Source organism: Verrucomicrobiales bacterium (assembly GCA_016793885.1).
Lineage (GTDB): Bacteria > Verrucomicrobiota > Verrucomicrobiia > Limisphaerales > UBA11320 > UBA11320.
In genome coordinates this window covers 34,621-50,956 of record JAEUHE010000133.1, presented here as the reverse complement: position 1 = coordinate 50,956, position 16,336 = coordinate 34,621, and the positions used below count along the sequence as shown (strand labels likewise).

Sequence of the window (16,336 nt, the reverse complement as noted above, 5' to 3'; positions counted from 1 at the left end):
TCATTCTGGGTTCTGAGGAGCTTCCGCGCCTCCGAACCAGGGCAGGCGCAGCATCCAATCCAAAATCCAAAATCCAAAATCCAAAATCAGTTGAGTTTAATTCTCTCATGCCCATCCGAAGCGGACATGTCGGAGAGTATGACCTGATCCCCGACTTCCAACCCTTGCAGAATCTCGATTGTGCTGACCGAAGTTCGCCCAAGCTTGACCGGAACGCGGATGGCTCCGCTGCCGCTGTCGATGAGTTTGAAGAGTCCAAGGGTGCTGTCGGGTTGACTCTGCACCGGTCGCCCCACATACAGTACATCGTCGAGCCGCTCCAGCTCGATGGTCCCATCGACGCTCAGATCCGGACGCGCACCGCGCGGAAGGTCGCCTTCCAGCTTGACATCGACGGTCACCGTCCCGCCCACCACCGAGGGATCCACGCGAACTACCTTCCCCTGAATCACTCCATTGCGAGTGTCGATGGACGCGGTCTGTCCGATGAGCACGTCGCGAGCCTGCGTCTCCGCGATTTTGATTTCCGCCTTCAGCTTGGTAGGCTGAACAATCTTGGCCAAGGTGGCGCTGGGGCTGATTCGCTGGCCAACCTGCAACGTCACGGTGTCGCCAATTTGTTGGAGGACCCCGTCAATACCCGCGCGAACTTGGAGAGCAGCCAACTGGCGACGCTTGAGCGCGAGCAGGGCGCGAGTCTTCTCGAGTTCGGCATCGGCGGCGGCTAGTTGCGCTTTGGCGGAGTCGGCGGCGATGGTGAGTCGTTGCTGCTCAATCTCGGCCCGGGCGTCGAGATCCACTGCCTTCGCTTGCGTCTGCTTGGCCGTGAGGACGGCCACCAGTCCCCGCTTGGCCAGGTTCCCGTCTGCTTCGGCCACAAGCTTGGCCTGCTCCGCATCCGATCTCAAGGTAGCGAGGGCCGCCTTCTGCGTGAGTTTATCGCTCTCCAGCTGAACTCGAAGTCTGTCTAGCTGAGCCTCTCCGATCTTCACCTGAAACTCAGCATCGAATACGGCTTGCTTCAGCTCGGCGTTGCTGAGCTCCATCAGAATCGTGTCGGCCGTGACCTGCGCGCCAGGTTGGACGAGGATGCGCTCGACCCGACCGTCGGTCTCCGATTGCACAAACTGGATCTGCTCGGGGACCAAGGTCCCATTGCCTCGGACCTGTCGAAGCATCTGCCCACGCTTGACCGTATCGGTCCACACCGAGCCCCGCTCGACGCTTGGCGCCGCCGGCTTCAAACGGGACAACCCCAGAGTGGTTCCGGCCAGCGCGAGAATCGCCAACGTCGAGTAGATCAGGCGGCGGCGTTTTTTTCGGCGGGCAATGTCAGGGCGGGCAACGTCCATAGGGCTTGGAGTTAGTGATGAGTGACGAGTGATGAGTGATGAGTGGGCAACCGAACGCTCTCTTTGCCAGTTGTCGCCTGCGTGGCGTTAGGCAGCGAGCAGGGACCACTGAGGTATTCGCAATCGTTCATCGTTTCAGCCTTGAAAATGCGTTTTGATAGTTCTAATGCCAACTCACTCATCACTCATCACTCATCACTCATCACTTCTTGTCACTTCACCACCACATCCATCTGATGTCGTTCGAAGACGCTACCTTCGCTCAACGCCAGCTGAGCGAGCGCCCGATTGTATTCCGCGAGGGCTCGAATTTCTTCCGACCGTGCCGAGGTAAGATCTCGTTGCAACTGAAGCACCACGAAGCTGGTGCTCCGGCCGGTGTCCATCTTCGTTTGCTCGGCCCGCAGCGCCGCCTCGGCGAACTCGCGGGCCTGACGAGTGGTGCCTACCCGCTCGAAGTTCAGTTCCACCGCTCGAACCGCATTGTCGATCTCCAGTAGGATCTCCTGCTCCAGTTGTCTCACTCTCAAGGCTGACTGCTCTTTTTCGGACTTCGCCACTCTCAACCCTTCGCGAGCCGATCGTCCGCTCAGGGGCAGTGACATCTGAACCCCATACGAGTGGAACGGGCTAGACCCACGCCTCCACTGGCCCAGCGTGCCGCTGACCTCGTTCGCGGATCCTCCATGGCCGTAGCCGCCCACCGCGTCCAGCTGGGGATAGGTTTGGTTGCGATTATATCGGACGATGTATCCGAGCCGCTCGATATCCGCCCGTGCTTGGAGAAGATCGGGGCGCTGCGCCATCCCCCGCCGCCAACTCTCAGCACGTTGCACCCGCTGCTGGACGGCGGCCAGCTCCCCTTGGGGTTGAATAGAGACGTCTATCCAAGCGTCGATGCGATCGCTGAGCAGGCCCTTGAGTAGGTTCTCCTGCACGCTCACCGTTCGCTGAGCTGTTAATAAAACGGAGCGTTGGACCGACACCTGAGATTCCGCCTGTTTCTCATCCAGAGCCGCCAGCACTCCCTGTTTGATCCTCTCGCGATTCGCCGCGAGCAGCTCATTGGCCAGGTCCAAGGCCTGGGCTTGAACCCTCACACTATCGCGAGCCAACAGCAGATCGTAGAATGCCAGCTCAACGCGCGTGAGCGTGTTCATCAGCTGAAATCGCCAGACCAGCTCCGACACGCGAAGGCGAGTGCGGCTGATCTGAATGGTGACGCGCTGGGAATCAACCCAAAGGTCTCTGAGCAAGGGCTGCCGCAGCCGAATTCCCGCCGTGCCGCCCGCATTCTCGAATCGGCCGAAGGGGCCCGTGCCTCTCGAATCAGCGATATCTCCCCCCAAATCGTACTCCAATCCAGTCGGCAAGAACCCTGTCACACCTCCATACACGTTATCGCGCCGGGTCTGCGTCCCCGGATAGGCCCGGTTCTGATCGTCTATCCCGCCCGCCGAAAGGCTATCGCCTCGGCTCACCCCGGCCCGTAGAACTGGGTCATAGACGCCGTAGCTCTGTCGCAGGTCGTGCCGCGCGATCTCAATCCCCTTCTGCTCGATCTGAACATCGAAGTTGTCACGCGCCGCAATCTCCAAGCACTGCGATAACGACAACGCTTTCACCACATCGTTGGAGCTCTGCGCCCCCACAGAAATCGTCAGACAGCCGCAGAAAAGTATGAAAATGAGTCGGTTCACAAGAGCGATCAGTGGCCTGTATTGCAAGTCACATGCCAAACGAATCAACGGCGTGGCCGCGAAACCCTCATCGTCACACAGGGCAGATCTAATCCTCCGCAAATGCATTGGATTTGAGGCCCGCGGCCCGTTTCGCGCCCTGACCTCACCTACAGTCGGGCCATGGGGACCAGGGCCTGCAATACACGGGAAGGGACTGGGGGACCGTCCCACGAATGGGAAAGCCTCGTCCCGGGAATGGGACGAGCTCTTGTGGGTGAGGTAAATGCATTTCCCCCTTCCTCGCGAAGCGATTTGGAGTGCTGTAGCCCTCTACAGCTTTTCAGCACCCCCGGAGGGGGATCCCAGCTACGCTGGGGGGACCAAAGCGGCAGAGGGCTGCCGCACTCCATAGGGCCCCATTCCTCGCGAAGCGATTTGGAGTGCTGTAGCCCTCTACAGCTTTTCGGCACCCCCGGTGGGGGATCCCAGCTACGCTGGGCGGGCCAAAGCGGCAGAGGGCTGCCGCACTCCATAAGGCCCCATTCCTCGCGAAGCGATTTGGAGTGCTGTAGCCCTCTACAGCTTTTCGGCACCCCCGGAGGGGGATCCCAGCTACGCTGGGGGGACTAAAGCGGCAGAGGGCTGCCGCACTCCATAGGGCCCCATTCCTCGCGAAGCGATTTGGAGTGCTGTGGCCCTCTACAGCTTTTCAGCACCCCCGGAGGGGGATCCCAGCTACGCTGGGGCGACCAAAGCGGCAGAGGGCTGCCGCACTCCATGGAGCTAGGGTTCCGGAAGCCGCAGGCGGGCGACGCAGCCTGCCCTATCGATCCGATTCTCTAGAACAAGCGTTCCCCCGTGGGCTTCCGCGATCTGACGGGACAGCGCCAGGCCGATGCCGGTGCCGGTCGGCTTGGTGGTGAAGAACGGAACGAAGAGATTCGCAGAATTCGAAAGACCTGGACCCTCATCCTGCACCCAGACCTCAACCCCCGACCCGACCTTGCTCCAACCCACGGAAACGCGCCCTGCGCCATTCAGTTCGGTGAGCGCGTCCGCAGCGTTGCGCACCAAGTTGATCAGGAGCTGCTCCAGCTGAGTCTCATCGGCCTGTATCGTAATCCCGGGTCCCGGATCTACTTCCACCTTCACGCGCGTTTCCAATGAGGCGACCCGTCGCACCCAGCCCCCGATGTCCATCGGCTGCAGGCGCGGCGTTGGGAGGCGAGCCAGCCGGGCGTAGGCATCCATGAAACGGCTCAAGGCATCGGCTCGGGACGCGATGATGGACAGCCCGTTGTGAACGTCAGACTCCCAATCCTCCGCCCGCGGTTGTTTGGCGAGCATCGTGCTCATGGTTCCGGCCAGGGACTTGATGGGAGCGAGGGAATTGTTCAACTCGTGGCCGATGACGCGCACCATCCGTTGCCAGGCTTGACGCTCCTCGTCGCGCAGTGCCCGGCTCAGATCGCTCATCACGAGCATCTGGTGGGGTCGCCCTTCCTGGCGGAAGGAGCCGCGGCGGATTCCCCAACGGCCCGTGCCGCCCGGGAAGTTCAGCGTGGCGGTGCGGGCCACCTCACCCTCGAGGAGCTCCCCAAAGCCAAGATCCTGAGCCGTCCGCCCGAGGAGCTGTTCGGAAGTGCGCCCCAGGAGGCGCTCGCCCGCCCGATTCACCAGTTTTAGGCCCTGCGCCTCGTCAAAGGCAAACACCGCCACATCGATCTCAAGCATCACGGTTCGGAGCAGGGCAGAGGCCTCCAAGGCTCCTAGACGCTGCTCCCGCAGGGTCTGGCTGAGCGCGTTGATCTCGCTGGTCAGCACACCGAGCGCATCGTCCCGACGAGGGCTGCGAGCACGCACGCTGAAATCCTGCTCCCGGAGAGCGGACAGAAGATTCGCGGAGGTCTGGAGCGGGCGAATCACCTGTCGTCGGACAATTCTGGCCAGCAGCCACCAGCTGATCGACACGACTCCTATCATGGCCACTCGGGTGACGGAGGCTACCCCCGCCATCCCACTCAGCCAGATCGACAGCGCCAGGGCGGGTGCTCCTGATAAAAGGGTCAGCAGGAAGATCCGCGTCTCATGCTTGAATGGTCGACCCACAACAACGTGATTAGAGCCGATACTTTTCGAGCCGGCGATAAAACGCGCTACGGCTCAACCCCAGGGCCTCAGCGGCACGCTGGGCGTTTCCATCGCACCGGGCGAGAGTCCTGCGGATCAAGTGGATTTCGACTTCCTCCAAGCTCATGTCGTCCAAAGTGGGCGCGCTGTCCGGGCGAGCTTTGATACCCAAGTCCTGCACCGCGATACTGTTCCCGCGGGCCATGAGGGCAGCCCGTTCCACCACATGCTCCAGCTCGCGCACATTTCCCGGCCATGGATAGGCCTGCAACTGCTCCAGAGCCGACGGTTCAAACCCTTTCAATTCCTTGCGATACTTGCGCAGCCGATCCTCAAGAAAGTGGCGGGCGAGCAACGGAATGTCCTCCTTCCTTTCCCGCAGCGGCGGAAGATGGATCTCCACCGTATTGAGGCGAAACAATAGATCCTGGCGAAAGCGCCCGGCTGCAACCTCGGCGCGAACATCGGCGTTGGTAGCCGAGATCAGCCGCACGTCGGCCCGGCGCGATCTGGAAGAGCCGACCCGCTCATACTCCCCGGTCTCCAAAACGCGCAGCAAACGGGTCTGCTGACTCAGCGAGACATTGGCGATCTCGTCGAGAAAAAGGGTTCCTCCATCAGCCAGCTCGAATCGTCCTTGGCGATCCGACTTCGCGTCCGTGAACGCGCCTTTGACATGGCCGAACAGTTCACTCTCGAAGAGGCCTTCCGGAAACCCACCCATGTTCACACTCACGAGCGGTCTTGTGCGCCGGTCCGAGGCGGCATGCAGCGCCCGCGCCACCACCCCCTTGCCTGTGCCATTCTCGCCGGTCAGCAGCACGTTGACATCGGAAGGGCCCACCCGGTCGATCAAATCAAGCACCGGACGCATCGCGGTTGACTCCGCGATCATCCGCAGACCGCCATCGCCTTGGAGAAGTTGATTCTCGGCCTCAAGACGCCGCCCTCTGCGTAGGGCCCGATGCAGTTCGATCTGGTTTCGAACGATCGCGAGCAGCCGCTCGTTCTCCCAGGGCTTTTGAATAAAATCGCCCGCCCCTTGACGCATGGCCGTCAAAGCGAGATCGACGCTACTCCACGCCGTCATCACGACGACCGGAAGGGTGCTATCCAGCTGCTTGGCCTGGGCCAGCAGCTGCAGGCCTTCGTTGCCCGAAGTGGTGTCGCGAGCGTAATTCAGGTCTAGAAGCGCCAAATCGAAGTCCTGATCGGCCAGCGTTTGCAGGGCCGCTTGGGGGGAATGAACCACCTGACAGCGATAGCCCTCCGCCTTCAGTAACAGCCGGAGAGCTTCACAGACATCGGTTTGATCGTCCGCGATCAACACGGTCGGCGCTGGAGCGCTTGATTTCATCGAAGTCGCGTTATGCCAGCTTGAGAACGAAGGGGCAATCCCTCCGTTGGTGGAAATCGCATCGATAGCCGAAATGGAGTTCTCGGATCGCGGGATCTATCGCCGTGTCCCAAGCAGCAGCGCTCCCAACCCCAACGCGATGAACAGCACCACCACGCCCAAAAGCACCCAGATCAGGATGGAGGTGCGGTACTTAATATGCGGTGTTTGTTCCATGACAGCGGCATACTCAGGGGAAAACACCATTTTCCCCTTCTTTCCCAAAACCAGGTAGAGGATGTAACCATTGATAATCGTGCCCAGTGGGAAACCGACCAGTCCAATCGCCGAAAGGACCGCGGTAGGAATGCGCGCCCACGGTCGCAATCGTCGCAGTGCGGAGCCCACAAACAGCTGCGCCGCCCCCAAGAGCAGAAGGAGTGCGGTAACAAACACGGCTTCCAGAACCCCACCCCCCGCGATGCCGGTTCCCAAGGTCACCAAACTCATGCCCGTCAACAGAATCCCACCCAGCAAGTAGAGCACCCCCACCGACTTGACCGAGGCCTCATGCTTGAGATACTGCTTGCGCACCTCCTCCGCGCCCGTGCTCGAGCTGACCCCTTCCTGAAGGCGCTGCAACGCGAGAGGCTTGCAGGCGGCGCAAAAAAGCCCACCGGACACCGAGACCACGGCGTTAGGGGTAAAGGAGCCGCCGCATCCGGCACACACCACGGCGTCCGAAGGAGCCGAGGCAGCCATGGTCAGAGGCGCCGGTGGGGCCGAAGGACCGTAGGGCTTCCAGTCCGCCATCGACTCGTTCCAGACCAGGGTCTGGCTCTTGATAACCCCCTGCTGCACCAGCCGCTGAAACTCCTCGTCACTCACCGGCCCTTTGCGTTCCTGTCCTTCGGAATAATACCAGTCCATAAGCGAGATTGTGTGGAGGATCAACGCGTTGATTGTGCGTGAACTCCTTGCATGGAGCCTCTTGTGGCAAACCATGGTGCGAAGTCCAAGCAGAAACCGCACGTTTCTAAAGATTAAGCTGAACTCAGGATTACCATCCGCCGCTCGACCCATCGCAAATCGAAAAGGCATTCCAGTTGATCTTAGCTCGGCCACTGACTAACATGTTACCATAAAGGTTCAGTGCAGCCGAGTTTGGTGACAACCAGGCCTTTTCGGCTCTTGCCGCTGCCTGGCTGACAGGAACCTTGTTTCGCTACCCAACTCGTTCGACGAATGGCTCTCGATCCAAACTCACTGGCCGTGCCGATCCAGTCCCTGCTGGATGAGTTTCCTCATGCGGTTGCCCAGGCGGGCAGGGACTGCGCAGCGCGAGGAGGAGTGCTGCAGCTCAAACCCGTGAATGGAGGACGCAGTTATAGCGCCGTCGTCAAGGACCGAAGAGCCTACCTGGTCACCATCGATTTCGACGAAGCCGTAGGCTGGGATGCCCTCTGCAGCTGCCCGGCGGTCTTCGATTGCAAACATATCTATGCGGCTCTGCTCCTCCTCCGGGATCGGGAAACACTGCTCCCCGGTCTCTCCGGGGTCTTCCCGACTCCGTCAGACCGTCGCGCCGCTCCCGCACCCCCCATTCCTCCCCCCTCACCGCTCGTCGCCCGCTACATCGAAGCAACCGGCAAGGCTCCGAAGGGTCCCGCGAAGTCTTTTGTGGGCCAGATCCAGCGCCTCTTCCAGTCGCTCGGTGTACGATCAAGCCCTTCGCTCTACTCCCATGAGCTCAACAGCTTGGCACCCGGGATCCGGAACTATACCTGGCAACCCTTAGAACTCTGGCCCAAGACTCCCCTGAATGATCTGGAGTTTTGGCTCTACTGCGCGTGGGAAATTCGACGTCAAGGCGTACCCATCCCGGACTTCATGGAGGCAGTCACCGATTTCACCCTGATCGAGCCGGCCATGCAGAAGTTGGAACGCGCCAAAAGCATCTCCCACTGGCAAACTCAACTGGCAGAGGCCCATCAAACAGGGATCCTGAGGCCTGCTCCTCCCGTCGACCTGCGCGTCCTGGTTCGAGCCACCGAGAGTGCAATCATCCAATGGCGATCGACCCCGGAAGAGCCGTTCAAGGAGCTCAAGCAGGCTCAGGCCCGCCGCCTGATGCAAGCTCATCAAGGCGACACACTTTCCCTGGTGCCGGAAGCAACGCCACTCTGGCATCTGATTCTCAACCCGTACGACTCTCGCCCCCACTCGGATCTGCGCTATGCTTCGTCCGATGCCGCCCGCATCTTGAATCGAATCCTCCGCCTACCGAGCCTCATCGATCGGGTAGTCTCGGAGAGCGGACTGCCATTAAAACGTCCGACAGAGCCCCTCCACTTCGATCTGTTGCCGGCTACGAGCGATGACGAGGACTATCGACTTCGGCTCGTGCACCACGATGGTTCGCCGGCACCGCACACACTGTTGGCGTTGCCCGGCAATCCGCCTCTCTACCTAACGCCGTCCGCGGTGTTCGTCGGCCCGCCTCCGCACCGATTCGGATCGGCCCCAGAGCTTACCATCCCGGCTCCTGCGGTCGAGACTCCCGGAGGCGTGGGCTTCCTCGCCTCTCTGGGTGTGGAACTGCCCCCGCGTCTCGCCTCTCGGACCCGACGCATTGAAGTGGGTGTCAAAATTTTCTGCGATCTCCGACCGTCCTACCCGGGGAGCGACAAGGAATCCCTGTTTGTCCGAGTGTTGGCTGAGCAGGCCGATGCCAAAGTGGAGCGTTTCGCTGGCAACGGATGGGAAGTCGTCCCTCAGCCGGGCGCCAAGAAATCCAAGCCGAGTTCCGATGGGTTGATTCCCGTGGTGGACCGATCTGCACTCGACCATTTTCCGGCCGTTCTCGAAGGATTGGAACTGAAATGGGAACAGTTCGCTGGCGGCTGGCGCGGCAAGTTAACCAAGGAGTTTCCCGAACTGTTCATTTCCTGGATTGCCGCCTTACCTTCCGGCATCGAGGTGATGTTGGATCCCGAACTCGCCAGCCTGAAGTCGGCTCCGCTGGCAGGCAGTGTGCGACTCGATGTGCAGGAGTCCGGAGTCGACTGGTTCGATCTTACGGTCGTGTTGGACGTGGCCGACACGGAACTCACGCCCGATGAATTGAAGTTGCTGCTCAACGCCCGCGGCCGCTACGTGCGGCTCGGCAAAAAGGGGTGGCGCCGCCTTCAATTCAACCTAAGTCCGGAAGAGGATGATCGGCTCGCCCGGCTTGGCCTGGACGCCCGGGATTTTACCGCCGAGCCCACCCGACTCCACGCCCTTCAATTAGCCGATGAAGGCGCCACCCGACTCCTCCCCCTGCAGCAAGTGGAGACCATTCAGCGGCGGGCGAGCGAATTGAAAGCGCGGGTCGCCCCCAAAGTTCCCCGGGGAATTCAAGCCGAGCTACGCCCTTACCAGCTCGAGGGTTTTCACTTTCTCGCCTATCTGACCGCCAATCGGTTTGGTGGAGTTTTGGCTGATGACATGGGCCTGGGAAAAACCCTGCAGACCCTCACCTGGCTGGCCTGGCTGCGATCGAATCCCAAGGAGCTGAGATCCAAGCTGTCAGGCCTTCCATCCCTGGTGGTATGTCCCAAGTCCGTGATGGATAACTGGCAGACCGAAGGACAGCGGTTTCTTCCAGGTTTGCGGGTGCGGCTGTGGCGCGGCGAGGACGTCGTGGCGTTTAAAGCGGCCCGCGAGGAATGCGACCTGATCGTGATCAACTATTCGCAGCTACGCGCCCTGAGCCCGGACATCGCCAGTCTGCAGTGGCATGCGGCCATTCTGGACGAAGCTCAGTATATCAAGAACCCAGACTCCCAAACGGCCCAGGTGGCGCGAGCGTTGCAAGCGCACCACCGTCTCGCGCTGACCGGCACTCCGATCGAGAACCGCCTGCTCGACCTTTGGAGCATCATGGCCTACGCGATGCCAGGGGTGCTCGGAAACCGCGCCCAGTTCACACGCAAGTTCAACGCGACCGATGACCCGCTCGCCCGACGTCGACTGGCTTCTCGGGTGCGTCCCTTTCTGCTCCGACGCACCAAGAACCAGGTTGCGAAGGACCTACCCGACCGGGTGGAGGAAGATTTGCTCTGCGAACTGGAGGGCGATCAAAAAAACCTCTACCGCGCCGAATTGAAACGGGCTCAGCAGCTGTTGCTCAAGGTCCAAACCCGGCAGGAACTCAACGAGAACCGCTTCAGCGTACTGACCTCACTGCTCCGCTTGAGACAAATCTGCTGTCACCCGGCGCTGGTGGATGGGGCGATGCGGAAGGCGGAGAGCGCCAAGGTCAATGCCCTGACCGACCTGCTCGAACCGCTCATGGAGGAAGGCCACAAAGTGCTCGTGTTCTCGCAGTTCGTCACCATGCTCGACCTCCTCCGAGATACCTTCAAGGAACGAGGCTGGAACCACTTCTACCTCGCCGGGGATACCGAAGATCGAGGATCACTGGTCAAGGAGTTCCAGAAGCAAAGTGGCTCCTCGGTCTTCCTGATCTCGCTCAAAGCGGGCGGCTTCGGCCTGAATCTCACCGCCGCCTCGTACGTCGTCCTCTTCGATCCATGGTGGAATCCCGCCGTTGAAAACCAGGCCATCGACCGGACCCATCGGATCGGTCAAACCACCAAGGTCATGGCCTATCGGTTATTGATGAAAAACACCATCGAGGAGAAAATCCGCACGCTTCAGAAAACAAAGGCGGCCCTGGCCGATGGTGTGCTCGGCGAAGAAACCTTCGCAAGCAGCCTGACCTTGGACGATCTCCGCTTTCTCTTTGCGGAGAGTTGAGAAGCATTTGGGTTGCCTTGTCGGAGCCGCTTGTCACGTCGGAGCTGCCAGCGGAGACGGAACGTGAGAACGCTGCCGCCCTTCCGCTGTAGGCCCCGTCCTCTCAGGTTAGAAGAGGAGTTGCCCGGCACGCAGTGCCCTTACGCCTTCTTCACGAAGCAGGCTTTGAGGCCGATGGCCATGCCGTCCATCTTGCAGGAAATCTCGTGATCGCCATCCACCAAGCGAATACTCTTCGCCTTGGTCCCGCCTTTGATGACCTGCGACGAACCCTTCAACTTCAGGTCTTTAATCAAGGTGACCGAGTCGCCGTCGGCGAGAACCGTGCCATGCGCATCCTTGACCACGCGCGCCCCAGCGGCAGGAGCCTCCTCGACCTCACGCGGCCATTCGTGGCCACAGGTCACGCACTCCCATCGATCCGCGTGTTCCAAAACTTCTTCCATCGTGCACATCGGGCAAGCCGGCTTCGTCATAAGCCCTGATGTTATCCTGCGCCAACGTCCGATGACAATCGCGCAGTTAGGTGTGGCGGCGGAGGGGATGAGACTGTAGGGGGTGAATAAAGCGCCAGTTGGCTCTCATCTTTACCTCCACAAATGTGGGCTAGACAAGCTGGACAACGCTGACGTTTCTCACTTTGTCGGCAGGGCCCGAACCCGCAGGGTTCAAAGAGATGTCGCCGGGGGCGCTCGCACCCCCGGAACTGTTAAAAGTATGGAGCATCGCGCAGCGATGCCACCGGCTTCTGAGACTTGCGTCACCCCTACTCAAAGAACCAAATCCGTTCGTCAGCCCGTTCGCCGACGGGTGGCACGCCTTTCAGGGTGCTGTTGAATAGGAGGCCGACAGACCGGGGGTGTCCCTGCGCTCCACGCCCCGTATAATCTCTATGAACCCTCCGGGTTCTCGGTTTCGGCCTCAGGAACTCATGCGAAGAAGTGCCTACCCTCCATCGCTTCCGGCTTGTCCCGTGGCAGCCAATCTCCTATATGCGCAAGATGCTCAACGGCCTCGCGACCGCCGCCAGTGTCTGCAATTCCCGCCAACGGGCGCCGATCTTTCTAGTCCTCTCGCTACTTCTCCTGGCGGCAGAACGATCCAACGGACAATCGCAACCGCCACAGCCCACCACCGTGAACGATCGGCTGTGGGCGTGGGCGCACGATGCCGGGGTTTACAACGGAAACTGGGGCCTGCCGGGCCCTTCTCGAATGACCCCGGTGGAGGGGGCCGCTTATCTCGGGACGAAGAATGTCATTTTCATCCGGTACCTAGGCAAGCCTGCGCCCCCCTTTGATCAGTATGTGATTCCCTTCCGCTCGATGAGCCGAGTCATGTGGTCCATCACCGGCGCCAATGGCATCACCTCGACCGAAGAGCGCGAGGCGGTTTTCCGTCTAGTCGCAGCCAATCCAAACATCACCGGAGTGTTCATGGATGATTTTTTCCATCTCGCGGCCGAGTCTTCCGCTTCACCCCAGTGGCTGGCTAAGAATGAGCCACCGTTTCCGGTCGAGCTGAACCTGGAATTGCCGCAAGCCCGGAAGCTGACTCGGGTCGACCTGCAACAAACCGAATGGCGCACTGGGGACTATCGATCGAAGGATTTTACCGTAGCCACCTCGATCGATGGTGCGACGTGGGTCGAAGCTGGCGGGGGCCGGATGCCGAATGAGGCAGGAGCCGCGCACTCGGTCACTCTTCCAGGAAATCCCACTCGATTCCTTCGCTTTCGGTTTCTCAACACCCACGACTCCGGAATCAAAAGCTCCCGAAGCTGCGGACTCCGGGCCTTGAGACTTTGGTCCGATGCGGTGGAAGTGGATCTAAAGACCGCCAAAATCGAGGCAAGTTCAACTTTCCCCGGTCATGAGCCATCGCTGCTGATCGATCCTTCGAGTCCATCGGTCGCTTCGGCTGCGCTCTCACCGGCAGCGTTGCAAGCCATACGTCAGCGCCTGCGGCTCCCGGACCGGCGGCTTGATCTCGGGGTTACTCTTTACACCTACCAACTGACCCCGCGAGTGCAGTCGCATCTGGAACTCTGCGATATTGTGTCACTCTGGACCTGGAAATCGGAGGATCTCGCGCAACTCGAGACAAACTTCGCCCGACTCCGGGAGCTGGCACCGCATCAACGAGTGTTCCTCGGCTGTTATCTCTATGACTTTGGAAACAATCGAGCCCTGCCACTGGATCGAATGAAGCACCAATGCGCCCTCGCCTTGCGCTGGCTTCAAGAGGGAAAGATCGAAGGCATCATTTTTCTGGGGACGAATGTCTGCGATCTCAATCTCGAAACGGTGGAATGGACTCGCTCATGGATCGCCCAAGTGGGCTCACAACTGTTGACTCAAGGTCGATAAGCCGGTTCCGGGGCACCCAGCGCAACCAGCGCTTACGCTCAGTTCTCTCGCAATGGCGCACAGCCTATTACGGGCTTACCCGCGTTCGCGATTCTCGCCGAACGTGTAGGATATGTACGCTCTCCCCCGACACGGTGAACAAGATGCGAAACGCGTAGTGCCGTTTACTGTAGATGAGGTGGCGAATCTCTCGCTTGAACCTTTTGCTCTCTGTCGCCTGGGGGGCAACGGTCGGGAAAAGAATCCAGCGTCAGGCAGGCATCCATCGCGCCGTTATGACATTTAACCTATAACCGGGAATGGAGTCACCTCGGATTTCACGGATGACACGGATTAAGAAGGCTTTGTAAGGTTCTCGAGGACTAATTCGCACTCCCTCTCAGGTTGATGAGGGTCTTCCTTCCAAGTCTTTGCGGATCCGTGTCATCCGAGAAATCCGTGGTTTGTATCCTCCTTCCTAGGTTCATCCCCGCGCCTTCAACTGCGCTTCCAACTCAGCAATGCGCTGATGGAGCGGCGCGACGGCCTGTTCCACCTCCGCGGAGGTAAACCGCGGAGTGATATACTTCGGGCAATTCCAATCAAAGGACACGACTTCAATGAGCACCACTCGCTCGACGATGCCCCGGATTTCCGGCTCGGCGATTTGAGCGACCAGTTCCGGATGTTGGCGGGCATCCTCAACGCGAGCGCGGCCTAGAATCTTCAACCGCTCTCGACGAGGGTAATCCATCAAGAACAGCGCCACGCGATCATTCGCCGCCAAATTGCCGGTTGAGAGCATCTGCCGGTTGCCCTTGTAGTCGGCGAAGGCCAGTCGATTCGGTGTCACCACCTTGAGGAAGCCCGGCTGACCGCCACGATGCTGCATATATGGCCAGCCATTCTCGCTCACGGTCGCCATGTAGAACGAGTCGCGTGCCTCAATGAAAGTCCGCTCCTCCTCCGTGAGAGGGTCGGTCTCCGGTTGCGGGGGTAAACTCTGCGAACGTCCGAAGTAATGCTGCTGGGCAGCCAGCACTTTCGGCGTGAAGTAGGTTTCCAGATAGCGGCCAGCCATAGTTTTGGAGAAGGTATGTTGATGCTCAGCAGGGATAATCTTCAGGCCTGCCCACCGAAGCTGACATGATCGTCAGCATCGAGATAGTCCATGACCGTGTGGAGATCGGTACGCTTCGGGTTCAACCGTTTGACTTGGGCGGTGAACCACTCGAAATCCTCGGCATCTCCAATGGGCATCGTCTCCAGCCACGAAGACCAGGCGACGACTTCATACGGTGCGCGAGCCGGTCTTGCGTGGGCGTTCACCCAGAGCAACAGATCCCAATCGGTCGCACCTGTTTTGACCTGCTCAAGCAACGCCTCCTGGGCAATGCCAGCGAACCCAAACAGATATTGATCCATTGGGTTGCCATACTTGTACTCCCCGGCTTTTCCGAGAATCGAGGCGCGAGCTTTATCGAGTACGCGAGGCAACATGGCATAGCCGCCCAGGCGAACCCGTGGGCTGCGGGGCGGACGTTGAGTGAGATCGGGACCGGTGATGGTTGGCATAAAGAATCTTAGGTTGGGAGTGGGTTATCGAATGGGTCTGGCCGCGGCCACGATGGTACCATGGTCTTCACCCGAGGCAGGCATCAAGAAGGGTTTTCAAGATCATCCTGACCGCTCATTTGGCCGGAACCGGGCGCTCCCAGCGAAACTTCCGTTCTGCCTCGGTGATCGCCAAGTCATTGATACTCGCAAAGCGTCGCTGCATGAGTCCGCTCGGAGTAAACTCCCAGTTCTCGTTGCCGTAGGCGCGAAACCACTGGCCGGACTCGTCGTGAAACTCATATTCGAATCGCACCGCGATTCGACTGTCGGTGAATGCCCACAGCTCCTTGCGCAATCGGTAGTCGTGTTCGCGACTCCACTTTCGCCGCAGAAACTCCACCACTTGAGCCCGCCCATGCAGGAATTCAGAACGGTTTCGCCACTCGGTGTCTTCGGTGTAAGCGAGCGAGACCCGTTCCGGGTCGCGCGTGTTCCAGGCGTCTTCAGCCGCTTGGACTTTGAGCCGAGCCGTTTCGGCCGTGAACGGAGGAAAGGGAGGTCGCGAGTTCATATCCCATCCCAATGCAGTCTTCATGCCAACTCAGTCAAACACTCCACAAAGAAATGAACCATCCCTGGGGAAGGCAGCTGTAACCGCGGATTTCTTGGATGACTCGGATGGATAAGAACTAGTCACTCGCTTCGGTGACCAGAGCTGTGCAACCTCACGCGAAGGAACAGCGGTGTCGTGCCCTAAGCATTACCCACAAGTTGCTGGGACAACCGTTAGAATCCTGCCGGGATTCGAAGTGGGTGAGAAAGGTGGTGAAGTCGCGACCGGCTCGACGGCCTTATACCGGGCTTTCAGCCCTGGATGGCAAAATGGATGTTTACCTGGGGTTGTCACCCCAGGCTGGGATGGGACGCACCGTCGGTGCTTAAGCCCGAAGGGCCTTCGACCCACTACCAAACTCAGCATCGGCCATTGAGCCCAGATTCGCATGGGATTCACTAGTGGTGGCTGAGTCAGCGGGCCACAGGCCCAGCACCATTCCAGCCTGGGGTGACAACCCCAGGTTGCCTCACCCCACACACGCTGAGGGCTGAAAGCCCGCATCATCGCGGGGA

11 protein-coding genes are annotated in these 16,336 nt (G+C 59.9%); 2 read left to right on the top strand and 9 right to left on the bottom strand.

Annotated elements, in window-relative coordinates; genetic code table 11:
• Positions 1 to 86: 86 nt before the first annotated feature.
• The 5 genes from JNN07_14800 to JNN07_14780 form a co-directional block, all read right to left on the bottom strand.
• Positions 87 to 1,352 carry an HlyD family efflux transporter periplasmic adaptor subunit gene (locus JNN07_14800; GenBank protein ID MBL9169007.1) on the bottom strand — a complete coding sequence of 422 codons (1,266 nt, stop codon included), beginning with the start codon at positions 1,350 to 1,352 and terminating at the stop codon, positions 87 to 89.
• A 212-nt stretch (positions 1,353 to 1,564) separates the two neighbouring features.
• On the bottom strand, positions 1,565 to 3,052 hold the full coding sequence (locus tag JNN07_14795; GenBank protein ID MBL9169006.1) for a TolC family protein: 1,488 nt from the start codon (positions 3,050 to 3,052) through the stop codon (positions 1,565 to 1,567).
• 765 nt (positions 3,053 to 3,817) lie between these two features.
• Positions 3,818 to 5,143, bottom strand: a complete 1,326-nt coding sequence (locus JNN07_14790) for a PAS domain S-box protein (protein ID MBL9169005.1) — start codon at positions 5,141 to 5,143, stop codon at positions 3,818 to 3,820.
• A 10-nt stretch (positions 5,144 to 5,153) separates the two neighbouring features.
• Complete coding sequence (locus JNN07_14785) at positions 5,154 to 6,521, bottom strand: sigma-54-dependent Fis family transcriptional regulator (protein MBL9169004.1); 1,368 nt, start codon at positions 6,519 to 6,521, stop codon at positions 5,154 to 5,156.
• A 96-nt stretch (positions 6,522 to 6,617) separates the two neighbouring features.
• Positions 6,618 to 7,430 (bottom strand): DUF4339 domain-containing protein, encoded by an 813-nt coding sequence (locus tag JNN07_14780; protein ID MBL9169003.1) that lies wholly within the window; start codon positions 7,428 to 7,430, stop codon positions 6,618 to 6,620.
• A 315-nt stretch (positions 7,431 to 7,745) separates the two neighbouring features.
• On the opposite strand from JNN07_14780, the gene JNN07_14775 reads away from it, so the two are divergent.
• Entirely contained in the window at positions 7,746 to 11,303 is a 3,558-nt protein-coding gene (locus tag JNN07_14775; protein ID MBL9169002.1) for a DEAD/DEAH box helicase, read from the top strand.
• Positions 11,304 to 11,443: 140 nt separating this feature from the next.
• Here the strand turns inward: JNN07_14775 and JNN07_14770 are convergent, their stop codons facing one another.
• Positions 11,444 to 11,758: an alkylphosphonate utilization protein gene (locus JNN07_14770; GenBank protein ID MBL9169001.1), complete on the bottom strand. Its 315-nt coding sequence runs from the start codon at positions 11,756 to 11,758 to the stop codon at positions 11,444 to 11,446.
• Positions 11,759 to 12,295: 537 nt separating this feature from the next.
• Between JNN07_14770 and JNN07_14765 the strand changes: the two genes are divergently transcribed.
• The gene (locus JNN07_14765; protein MBL9169000.1) at positions 12,296 to 13,672 is read left to right on the top strand and encodes a discoidin domain-containing protein; all 1,377 of its coding nucleotides are present in this window, start codon (positions 12,296 to 12,298) and stop codon (positions 13,670 to 13,672) included.
• 463 nt (positions 13,673 to 14,135) lie between these two features.
• Here JNN07_14765 and JNN07_14760 read toward each other — a convergent pair whose 3' ends face one another.
• The 3 genes from JNN07_14760 to JNN07_14750 all read right to left on the bottom strand — a co-directional run bounded on the left by JNN07_14760 (position 14,136) and on the right by JNN07_14750 (position 15,779).
• On the bottom strand, positions 14,136 to 14,732 hold the full coding sequence (locus tag JNN07_14760) for a pyridoxamine 5'-phosphate oxidase family protein (protein MBL9168999.1): 597 nt from the start codon (positions 14,730 to 14,732) through the stop codon (positions 14,136 to 14,138).
• A gap of 41 nt (positions 14,733 to 14,773) precedes the next feature.
• Entirely contained in the window at positions 14,774 to 15,226 is a 453-nt protein-coding gene (locus JNN07_14755; GenBank protein MBL9168998.1) for a DUF5069 domain-containing protein, read from the bottom strand.
• Positions 15,227 to 15,341: 115 nt separating this feature from the next.
• Positions 15,342 to 15,779, bottom strand: a complete 438-nt coding sequence (locus JNN07_14750; GenBank protein MBL9168997.1) for a nuclear transport factor 2 family protein — start codon at positions 15,777 to 15,779, stop codon at positions 15,342 to 15,344.
• Positions 15,780 to 16,336: the final 557 nt, after the last annotated feature.

What these genes read in the sequence shown, in the direction of transcription:
- JNN07_14785 (MBL9169004.1), bottom strand. Translation starts at nt 6,521, where the DNA reads ATGAAATCAAGCGCTCCAGCGCCGACCGTGTTGATCGCGGACGATCAA.
- JNN07_14770 (MBL9169001.1), bottom strand. Translation starts at nt 11,758, where the DNA reads ATGTGCACGATGGAAGAAGTTTTGGAACACGCGGATCGATGGGAGTGC.
- JNN07_14760 (MBL9168999.1), bottom strand. Translation starts at nt 14,732, where the DNA reads ATGGCTGGCCGCTATCTGGAAACCTACTTCACGCCGAAAGTGCTGGCT.
- JNN07_14755 (MBL9168998.1), bottom strand. Translation starts at nt 15,226, where the DNA reads ATGCCAACCATCACCGGTCCCGATCTCACTCAACGTCCGCCCCGCAGC.
- JNN07_14765 (MBL9169000.1), top strand. Translation starts at nt 12,296, where the DNA reads ATGCGCAAGATGCTCAACGGCCTCGCGACCGCCGCCAGTGTCTGCAAT.
- JNN07_14775 (MBL9169002.1), top strand. Translation starts at nt 7,746, where the DNA reads ATGGCTCTCGATCCAAACTCACTGGCCGTGCCGATCCAGTCCCTGCTG.
- JNN07_14800 (MBL9169007.1), bottom strand. Translation starts at nt 1,352, where the DNA reads ATGGACGTTGCCCGCCCTGACATTGCCCGCCGAAAAAAACGCCGCCGC.
- JNN07_14780 (MBL9169003.1), bottom strand. Translation starts at nt 7,430, where the DNA reads ATGGACTGGTATTATTCCGAAGGACAGGAACGCAAAGGGCCGGTGAGT.
- JNN07_14750 (MBL9168997.1), bottom strand. Translation starts at nt 15,779, where the DNA reads ATGAACTCGCGACCTCCCTTTCCTCCGTTCACGGCCGAAACGGCTCGG.